The organism is Exiguobacterium sp. PvP048 (assembly GCF_040549175.1).
Taxonomy (GTDB): Bacteria; Bacillota; Bacilli; order Exiguobacteriales; family Exiguobacteriaceae; genus Exiguobacterium_A; species Exiguobacterium_A artemiae.
Genome location: NZ_JBEPSU010000004.1, coordinates 187,733 through 196,937, shown reverse-complemented (window position 1 = coordinate 196,937; position 9,205 = coordinate 187,733). Strand labels below are relative to the sequence as shown.

The following is a 9,205-nucleotide window of genomic DNA, read 5'->3' as shown; positions in this document are numbered from 1 at the left end:
GCATGAAGCCCCCTCCAAGATGAGATTTCCCTTTGAGTAATCAAGAAAGACCCCTCAGAGACGATGAGGTAGATAGGTCACGGGTGGAAGCATGGCGACATGCGGAGCTGAGTGATACTAATCGGTCGAGGCCTTGTTCTAGCAGATGCATTGTTGATGACTTCAGTTTTGAGGGCGCGAGCCCGTCGTCTGGTGACGATAGCCAAGTGGTCACACCCGTTCCCATGCCGAACACGGAAGTTAAGCACTTGAACGCCGAAAGTAGTTGGGGGCTTCCCCCTGTGAGGATAGGACGTTGCCAGGCAAACGGTGGTTCTGGAGCATACGCTCAAGGGCCGCCGCTTTTTTATGGACTTTTTTTGGTTTTTTCACATATATAATAAGGAAGGAATGTGATACTCATGGCAAAAAAACAAAAAATGCGCGTTGCCGTAGAAGAAAATGAAACGATCAGTGATTGTCTGGATCGGATCGATGCCATGGGTTATCGTCCGACCGTCCGACGGGAAGAACCGATTTTTGGACTGGATGCGAATGATGAACCGTATCCCATCCGTCAGCAAATCATTTTTGACTGCAAACCGAAGCTCGAAGCTGAGAATGTCTGAATCGAGGTCTCTTCTCAAACACACGACTCTTTCGTAAAAGAAAGGGTCGTATTTTTTTGTGGTTTTCTTGTCGTTCGTGTTGAATGCTTTTCAAATTTCCGAATGCTGAACGAAATGAATTCAACAATTTATCCATAAAACCGAACGATGAATTTTCAGATAATTAAATTGTTCGCCTTTGGTTGACGAACGGACCGAAGTCTTGTTAAGATGAAGGCGTGATAGGAAGATTGAATATAACACCTCGTATAATAGCAGGGATATGGCTTGCAAGTTTCTACCCGACGACCCTAAATCGTTGGACTATGGGGTATATGGATGTTCGTCGATAATTCTTTGGCGTACCTTTTTATACCCTAAGCCACCCTTTTAGACGTGGTTTGGGCTTTTTTTATGCAAAAAGAGGAGGAGACGCAGATGAGTAAGGTAGAAATCGGAGTCATCATGGGCAGCCAATCGGATTGGGTGACCATGCAGAAAACGTGTGATGTACTGGATCAATTGGACATTGGTTATGAAAAGAAAGTTGTATCGGCACATCGGACACCTGACTTAATGTTTCGATATGCCGAGTCAGCCCGGGAACGAGGGCTCAAGGTCATCATTGCCGGGGCAGGCGGAGCCGCTCATCTTCCGGGAATGGTTGCTGCGAAGACGACATTACCGGTAATCGGTGTCCCAATTCAAAGCAAAGCACTTCAAGGCATCGATTCCTTACTCTCCATTGTCCAAATGCCCGGTGGTGTTCCAGTCGCGACAGTTGCAATTGGTGACGCCGGAGCCAAAAATGCGGGTTTACTTGCTGCTCAGATTCTTGGAACGGTTGACGAACGGATTGCCCGAGCTCTTGATCATATGCGTGTCGAACTGGAAGGAGACGTCATCGCTTCCGAGGTGTATCTGACATGAAACGGGTTGGTATCTTAGGTGGAGGTCAATTAGGTCGGATGATGGCTTTATCTGCACGCCAAATGGGCTATTCGCTCATCACACTTGATCCAACTGAAAACGCACCGTGTGCGCAAGTAGCGGATCAACAGATTCAAGCACCGTTCACGGATGTCGAGGCCGCAAAGCGACTTGCTGCTGAATCAGACGTCGTGACCTATGAGTTTGAGAATATCTCACACGAAGTAGCGGAAGCAATCGGTTATAAACTGATTCACGGGACAGAGCTTTTGTTTCGGACCCAACATCGGATTCGGGAGAAAGAACTGATTGAACAGCTTGGTTACAAGGTGGCACCGTATCAGGGAGTTCAGACAAGTGAAGATCTCCTTGGAGCCAAACGGCAGTTAGGTTTCCCATTCGTCTTGAAAACAGCCCGCTTTGGTTACGACGGGAAAGGCCAGACGGTCATTCGGACAGAGCTGGATTTACAAACAGCGATGAAGACCTTTGAAGCAACCGAATATGTTGCTGAAAAATGGTTACCGTTTGATCAGGAGATTTCCGTCATCGTCACGCGAAGCGAGCGGGAAACGAAGGTCTTCCCGGTCAGTGAAAATATCCATCAAGACAACATTCTGCATCTGTCAATCGTTCCCGCCCGCATCCCAATCGACTTGGAACAAAAAGCGATTGAACTGGCGACACGTCTCGCAAACGATGTCGATTTGATTGGCACACTGGCAATCGAACTGTTCGTCGTCGGCTCCGAACTGATCGTCAACGAACTGGCGCCGCGCCCGCACAACTCGGGTCATTATTCGATTGATGCGTGCGAGACGTCACAGTTCGAGCAGCACATCCGCGCTATCTGCGGACTGCCGCTTGGCGACACCCGCTTGACGACACCGGTCGTCATGGCGAACATCCTAGGTCAGCATATCACGGCATTAGACGAGGCATTACCGATGTTATCCTCGCGGACGAAAGTCCATTTATACGGAAAACAGGACGCAAAACAGGGGCGGAAGATGGGGCATCTGAACATCTTGGCTGATTCGGTCGAAGAAGCGTTAGCCGAAGTTGAGCGCCTGCAGATATGGAAGGAGACGGTTAGATGATCGAACGCTATACACGTCCTGAAATGAAAGCGATCTGGACAGAACAGAACAAATTCGAAGCCTGGTTGAAAGTTGAGATTTTAGCATGTGAAGCCTGGAGTGAGCTTGGCGTGATTCCAAAAGAAGATGTCCAGTTGCTTTGGGAAAAAGCTTCCTTTGATGTCAACCGCATCAATGAGATTGAACAGGAGACACGACACGACGTCATCGCCTTCACACGTGCCGTATCGGAGACACTTGGCGAAGAACGCAAATGGGTTCATTACGGACTGACGTCAACGGACGTCGTTGATACGGCGTTATCGTATCTGTTGAAACAAGCCAATGATATCTTGGCGGCCGATCTCGATCGTTTCATCGAGATTTTAAAAGTCAAAGCCAACGAACATAAATATACGGTCATGATGGGACGTACACACGGCGTACACGCCGAGCCGACGACGTTTGGTCTGAAGCTGGCCCTTTGGTATGAAGAAATGAAACGCAATAAAGTCCGGTTCGAGGCAGCACGGGAAACAGTCGAATACGGCAAGATGTCGGGAGCGGTCGGAACGTTTGCGAACATCGACCCGTTCATCGAAAAATATGTCTGTGAGAAGCTTGGTACGAAACCGGCACCGGTCTCGACGCAAACCCTGCAACGTGATCGTCATGCCCATTACATGTCGACGATTGCCTTAATCGCGACATCGATTGAAAAGATGGCGACGGAAATTCGTGGTCTGCAAAAAACGGAGACCCGTGAAGTCGAAGAATTCTTCGCTAAAGGTCAAAAAGGATCATCGGCGATGCCGCATAAACGGAATCCGATCGGTTCGGAGAACATGACCGGTCTTGCCCGGGTCATCCGCGGCCATATGGTGACAGCGTACGAAAACGTATCGCTGTGGCATGAACGCGATATCTCCCACTCGTCTGCGGAACGGATCATTTTGCCGGATGCGACGGGATTACTCAACTACATGCTGAACCGGTTCGGTAACATCATTAAAAATCTGACGGTCTTCCCGGAAAATATGAAACGCAACATGGACCGGACGTTTGGTGTCATCTTCTCCGGTCACGTCTTACTCGCCTTGATTGAAAAAGGTTGGTCACGTGAAGCAGCGTACGACTTCGTCCAACCGCGGGCGATGCAGGCATGGGAAGAACAAATCATGTTCCGCGATGTCTTATGGCAGGAAGCGGATATTCAAGAACTCTTTACAGAAGAAGAACTCGATGCTTGTTTTGATCCGACGTATCATACGAGCCGGGTCGATGAAATCTTTGAACGGTGTGGCTTGAACTAATCAACCTGAGACGGGAGTCTGACTCCCGTCTACATCTTAGGATCATGGGGGACGAAATCGATGCAACCACTTTATGAAGGAAAAGCAAAACGATTATACACGACGCAGGATCAGGATGTGCTCCGCATCGTCTACAAAGACGAAGCTACGGCATTTAATGGAGAGAAGAAGGCAGAGTTTGCCGGTAAGGGAGAACTGAACAACCGCTTAACGAGCCACTTTTTTGAGGTCCTCGCAGCGGCAGGAATTCCGACACACTTCATTGAACAGACATCGGAGCGCGAACAGCTCGTACGTCGTGTCACGATCATTCCACTGGAAGTCGTCGTTCGAAACGTCGTCGCCGGCAGCCTGAGTAAACGGCTGGGCATCGAAGAAGGAACGGTTCTCGAAACACCGATCGTCGAGTTTTATTATAAAGATGACAGCTTAGGCGATCCGCTTGTCACACCGGCACACATCAATTTACTGAAGATTGCGACTACGGAGGAGCTTTCCTTGCTTGAACAGGAAGCCAACCGTGTCAACGATGTCTTACGTCCTTACTTTGATGAAAAAGGAATCACATTGATTGATTTTAAACTCGAATACGGTAAAACACCGGCTGGCGAGATTTTACTCGCAGACGAGATCTCACCGGATACATGCCGGTTATGGGATAAGGAAACAGGCGAACATCTCGATAAAGATGTCTTTCGCCGTAATATCGGATCACTCATCGACACGTACCAAACACTATTCAATCGCCTAGGGGGAAACGGACAATGAAAAAGGTTACAGTAGCGGTCGCATTACGGGAAAGTATTTTAGATCCACAAGGTGTTGCGGTTAAAGGCGGTCTTGTTCAGCTTGGTTTTGCGGGTGTCGAAGAAGTACGGATCGGTAAACGGATCGAGTTGCTCGTTGCGGATGAAACGACAGACGCGATGATTCATGAGATGTGTCAGAAGCTGCTCGTTAATACTGTGATGGAGGATTATCGTTTTGATGTAGAAGAGGTGACGACCGCATGAAGTTTGCCGTTATCGTTTTTCCCGGATCTAACTGTGATCTAGATATGTATCATGCTGTGAAAGATGCGCTTGGTGAAGAAGCAGAATACGTCTTCCATACGGAAACGTCTCTCGAAGGATATGACGGCGTCTTGTTGCCGGGTGGCTTTTCTTACGGGGACTATCTCCGGTGTGGCGCGATCGCTCAATTCTCACCGATCATGGAAGAGGTAAAACGCTTTGCGGCAGAAGGCAAAACGGTTCTAGGCGTCTGCAACGGGTTCCAGATTCTTGTTGAAGCCGGACTTCTCCCGGGTGTCTTACACCGCAACACGGGACTGAAGTTCATGTGCCGCACGGTTGAACTGAAAGTCGAAAACAACGAGACACGCTTTACATCAGACTATGCTGCGCAGGAAACGATAACGATTCCCATTGCACACGGAGAAGGCAACTACTACTGTGATGACGCCACATACGCGATGCTACAGACGAACCGTCAAATTGCCTTTACGTATACGGATAACCCGAACGGATCACGCGGCGACATCGCCGGCATCACGAACAAAGCCGGGAACGTCCTCGGCATGATGCCGCACCCAGAACGGGCAGTCGAGCTACTGACGGGCGGAACGGATGGACTTAAGTTATTCACTTCACTCGTCAAACAGGGGGCACACCATGTTAAAACAACAGTCTGAACCAACGATGGAGCAAATTCAGGAACAACGGATCTACGCAACGATGGGACTGAGCGACGCGGAATATGAGATGGTCGTCAACTTACTCGGACGCCAACCGAACTACACAGAAATCGGATTATTTTCCGTCATGTGGTCGGAGCACTGTTCGTACAAGACGTCGAAGCCGGTGTTACGTCAGTTTCCGACGACAGGTCCACGCGTCCTGCAAGGTCCGGGTGAAGGAGCCGGTGTCGTCGACATCGGGGACAATCAAGCCGTCGTCTTTAAAATCGAGAGCCACAATCATCCGTCAGCCGTTGAACCGTATCAAGGTGCAGCAACCGGTGTCGGTGGCATCATCCGTGATATCTTCTCGATGGGAGCCCGTCCAGTCGCGTTGATGAATTCACTTCGGTTCGGACATCTCGGCACGCCGCGTGTCAATCAATTGTTTGAACAGGTAGTCGCTGGAATCGCCGGGTACGGAAACTGTGTCGGGATTCCGACCATCGGAGGAGAAGTTGGATTTGATCATTCGTATGAAGGCAACCCGCTCGTTAATGCGATGTGTATCGGCTTGATCAACCACGAAGACATTCAAAAGGGTCTCGCAAAAGGCGCCGGTAACTCGGTCATGTACGTCGGTGCCGCAACCGGTCGTGACGGCATTCACGGAGCGACTTTTGCTTCAGAAGATCTTGGGGAAGATACCGAAGCGAAACGTCCGGCCGTTCAGGTCGGAGATCCGTTCATGGAGAAGTTGTTGATTGAAGCCTGTCTTGAAATCGTCGGTCATCCGGCACTTGTCGGGATGCAGGATATGGGCGCCGCCGGACTGACGTCCTCGTCAGCCGAGATGGCTTCGAAAGCCGGTATGGGCATCGAGATGCATCTTGATGACGTTCCTCAGCGCGAAACCGGGATGACAGCTTATGAAATGATGTTATCGGAATCACAGGAACGGATGTTGCTCGTCGTCGAACGCGGACGCGAAGCAGAGATCGAAGCCATCGTCAGCAAATGGGGACTCCATGCGGTGCATGTCGGAGAAGTTATCGACGAGAAAGTGCTTCGTCTCGTTCACCACGGTAAGATTGTCGCTGAAGTACCGGTCGATGCACTCGCGGAAGAAGCACCGGTTTATAACAAACCATCCCGTGTCCCGGCATATTATGAAGAGTTCCAAACGATGGAGGAAACGTTACCAGTCGTTGACGATGTGGTCGAGACATGGCGTACCTTGCTCAAACAACCGACGATTGCTTCAAAACGTTGGGTCTACGACCAATACGATCATATGGTTCAAACGTCAACGGTCGTTGCACCGGGTTCTGATGCAGCTGTCATCCGGGTTCGCGGAACGAACAAAGCACTCGCGATGACGACAGACTGCAACAGCCGTTTCGTTTACCTCGATCCGTTCGTCGGCGGACAGATTGCCGTCGCCGAAGCAGCCCGCAACATCGTTGCGAGTGGTGCGACACCACTGGCGATTACCGACTGCCTGAACTTTGGGAATCCGGATAAACCGGAAGGCTTCTGGCAACTACAGCAAGCGACGGCCGGAATGGCCGAAGCGTGTCGTGTGCTCGAGACGCCGGTCATCGGCGGGAATGTTTCCTTATACAACGAATCTGCCGGAAAAGCAGTTCATCCGACGCCGGTCGTCGGGATGGTCGGTCTCCACGAACAAACGGAGTGGATTACGACACAACATGTCAAGCAAGCAGGCGACGCTGTCTATCTACTCGGAGAGACGACAGCGGAATTCGGCGGCAGTGAACTGCAATACCTGCAATTCGAAAAATCATTCGGCAAAGCACCGCACATTGACTTAGCCGTCGAACAAGAACGGTTACTCGCCTTGCAAGCGGCGGTTCAAGCGGGACTTGTCACGGCGATCCATGACGTGGCAGAAGGTGGTCTCGCCGTTGCCTTAGCCGAGATGACATTCGGGACGACGCTTGGTCTTGACGTGATATTTGACGGACCAGCCCTGCACCTGTTCAGTGAATCGCAATCACGTTTCGTCGTGACGGTGAAGCCGGAACAGGAAGCAGCCTTCGTCAAGCAGACAGGAGCGTATAAATTAGGATACGTTACCGATCAAGATGCTTTGCAAATTAAGACTAACGATACACTCATCGAAGCAACACGTTCAACACTGCAAGCCGACTGGGAAGGGGCGATCGCGTGTTATATGACATCAAAGGATTAAATGAAGAGTGTGGGGTGTTCGGGATTTTCGGACAACCGGAAGCCGCGCAACTTGCGTATTATGGTCTTCACAGCTTACAACACCGGGGACAGGAAGGGGCAGGAATCGTCGCGAGCGACGGGAAACTGCTTCTGCCGCACCGGGGACAAGGGCTCGTCACGGAAGTTTTTTCGCAGGAGACGCTTGATTCCTTATCGGGGCACCATGCCATTGGACATGTCCGCTATTCGACGGCCGGGGGAAATACGCTCGAGAATACACAACCGCTCCATTTTAAATCACGAACGGGCGACTTGGCGCTGGCGCACAACGGAAACCTCGTCAATGCCGATTCGTTAAAACACTTACTTGAAGCGGAAGGGGCGATTTTCCAAACGACGAGTGATACGGAAGTCGTTGCCCACCTCGTCAAACGGAGTAAGTTACCTACGCTTGAAGACCGGATTGCCGATAGTCTGGCCCGGCTCGTCGGTGCATTCGCCTTCTTGTTCTTGACGGAAGATACGTTGTACGTCGCCGTCGATCCACACGGTCTGCGTCCGTTGTCGCTCGGGAAAACACCGGATGGCGGGATTGTCTTTTCATCCGAGACGTGTGCGTTTGATATCGTCGGCGCCGAGTTCATTCGGGATATCGAGCCTGGGGAGCTCGTGACCATCACAACGTCCGGCATGTCATCACGTCAGTATATGGAACCACATGAGCGGGCGATGTGTTCGATGGAATACATCTACTTTTCCCGTCCCGATTCGATGATCGATGGGGTCAATGTTCATACAGCACGAAAAGCACTTGGTAAAAAGATGTTCGAAGAAGCACCGGTCGAGGCCGATGTCGTTACCGGTGTGCCGGATTCAAGCATCTCGGCAGCGATCGGTTACGCGGAAGCAAGCGGCATTCCATATGAAATGGGATTGATTAAAAACCGTTACGTCGGTCGGACGTTTATCCAACCGTCACAGGAACTGCGCGAACGCGGCGTCAAAATGAAGTTATCGGCGCTACGGGGTGTCGTCAATGGCAAACGGGTCATCATGGTTGATGATTCAATCGTTCGCGGGACGACGAGTCGCCGCATTGTCGGACTGTTACGGGAAGCCGGGGCAACGGAAGTTCATGTCCGCATCACGGCACCGCCGATTACGAATCCATGTTATTACGGGATCGATACGTCTTCAAAAGATGAATTGATTTCCGCCCGGTTGACACCAAGTGAAATCTGCCAGGAAATCGGAGCGGATTCACTTGAGTTTCTGACGGTCAATGGAATGGTCAATGCAATCGACCGCCCGTTTGACGGACCATTAAAAGGTCAGTGTACGGCTTGTTTCACAGGCGAATATCCAACACCAATCGGTGCATTAGAACTAGAAGCCAAACTTTGAACAGACGGGGGAACAAAG

At 50.7% G+C, this 9,205-nt stretch carries 9 protein-coding genes, 2 rRNA genes and 1 riboswitch; all 11 genes read left to right on the top strand.

The features are described 5' to 3' along the window. Window positions 1-141 (top strand): 23S ribosomal RNA (locus ABIC15_RS10355); the annotation flags it as partial. A gap of 47 nt (window positions 142-188) precedes the next feature. Beyond that, a 5S ribosomal RNA gene (gene rrf / locus ABIC15_RS10350) occupies window positions 189-304 on the top strand. 97 nt (window positions 305-401) lie between these two features. Further along, window positions 402-608 (top strand): NETI motif-containing protein, encoded by a 207-nt coding sequence (locus ABIC15_RS10345; protein ID WP_012369352.1) that lies wholly within the window; start codon window positions 402-404, stop codon window positions 606-608. A 224-nt stretch (window positions 609-832) separates the two neighbouring features. Further along, a riboswitch (purine riboswitch) is annotated at window positions 833-934 on the top strand. A gap of 91 nt (window positions 935-1,025) precedes the next feature. Then, window positions 1,026-1,517: a 5-(carboxyamino)imidazole ribonucleotide mutase gene (gene purE, locus ABIC15_RS10340; protein ID WP_012369353.1), complete on the top strand. Its 492-nt coding sequence runs from the start codon at window positions 1,026-1,028 to the stop codon at window positions 1,515-1,517. Then, window positions 1,514-2,617, top strand: a complete 1,104-nt coding sequence (gene purK / locus ABIC15_RS10335; protein ID WP_354020636.1) for a 5-(carboxyamino)imidazole ribonucleotide synthase — start codon at window positions 1,514-1,516, stop codon at window positions 2,615-2,617. Before purE ends, purK begins: the two co-directional genes overlap by 4 nt. Next, window positions 2,614-3,909 carry an adenylosuccinate lyase gene (gene purB, locus ABIC15_RS10330; RefSeq protein ID WP_012369355.1) on the top strand — a complete coding sequence of 432 codons (1,296 nt, stop codon included), beginning with the start codon at window positions 2,614-2,616 and terminating at the stop codon, window positions 3,907-3,909. Before purK ends, purB begins: the two co-directional genes overlap by 4 nt. Before the next feature lie 60 nt (window positions 3,910-3,969). Further along, window positions 3,970-4,677, top strand: a complete 708-nt coding sequence (purC, locus tag ABIC15_RS10325) for a phosphoribosylaminoimidazolesuccinocarboxamide synthase (protein ID WP_012369356.1) — start codon at window positions 3,970-3,972, stop codon at window positions 4,675-4,677. Continuing rightward, complete coding sequence (gene purS, locus ABIC15_RS10320; RefSeq protein ID WP_012369357.1) at window positions 4,674-4,922, top strand: phosphoribosylformylglycinamidine synthase subunit PurS; 249 nt, start codon at window positions 4,674-4,676, stop codon at window positions 4,920-4,922. Before purC ends, purS begins: the two co-directional genes overlap by 4 nt. Further along, entirely contained in the window at window positions 4,919-5,602 is a 684-nt protein-coding gene (purQ, locus tag ABIC15_RS10315; RefSeq protein ID WP_131504446.1) for a phosphoribosylformylglycinamidine synthase subunit PurQ, read from the top strand. The genes purS and purQ overlap by 4 nt, the downstream gene beginning before the upstream one ends. Continuing rightward, entirely contained in the window at window positions 5,583-7,802 is a 2,220-nt protein-coding gene (gene purL / locus ABIC15_RS10310; protein ID WP_354020635.1) for a phosphoribosylformylglycinamidine synthase subunit PurL, read from the top strand. Before purQ ends, purL begins: the two co-directional genes overlap by 20 nt. Beyond that, window positions 7,778-9,187, top strand: a complete 1,410-nt coding sequence (gene purF, locus ABIC15_RS10305) for an amidophosphoribosyltransferase (protein WP_012369360.1) — start codon at window positions 7,778-7,780, stop codon at window positions 9,185-9,187. The genes purL and purF overlap by 25 nt, the downstream gene beginning before the upstream one ends. The last annotated feature ends 18 nt before the right edge of the window (window positions 9,188-9,205 follow it).

Bases quoted from the DNA above. Each gene is read 5' to 3' on its own strand.
- ABIC15_RS10345 (WP_012369352.1), top strand. From the start codon at position 402: ATGGCAAAAAAACAAAAAATGCGCGTTGCCGTAGAAGAAAATGAAACG.
- purL (WP_354020635.1), top strand. From the start codon at position 5,583: ATGTTAAAACAACAGTCTGAACCAACGATGGAGCAAATTCAGGAACAA.
- purS (WP_012369357.1), top strand. From the start codon at position 4,674: ATGAAAAAGGTTACAGTAGCGGTCGCATTACGGGAAAGTATTTTAGAT.
- purE (WP_012369353.1), top strand. From the start codon at position 1,026: ATGAGTAAGGTAGAAATCGGAGTCATCATGGGCAGCCAATCGGATTGG.
- purB (WP_012369355.1), top strand. From the start codon at position 2,614: ATGATCGAACGCTATACACGTCCTGAAATGAAAGCGATCTGGACAGAA.
- purK (WP_354020636.1), top strand. From the start codon at position 1,514: ATGAAACGGGTTGGTATCTTAGGTGGAGGTCAATTAGGTCGGATGATG.
- purC (WP_012369356.1), top strand. From the start codon at position 3,970: ATGCAACCACTTTATGAAGGAAAAGCAAAACGATTATACACGACGCAG.
- purQ (WP_131504446.1), top strand. From the start codon at position 4,919: ATGAAGTTTGCCGTTATCGTTTTTCCCGGATCTAACTGTGATCTAGAT.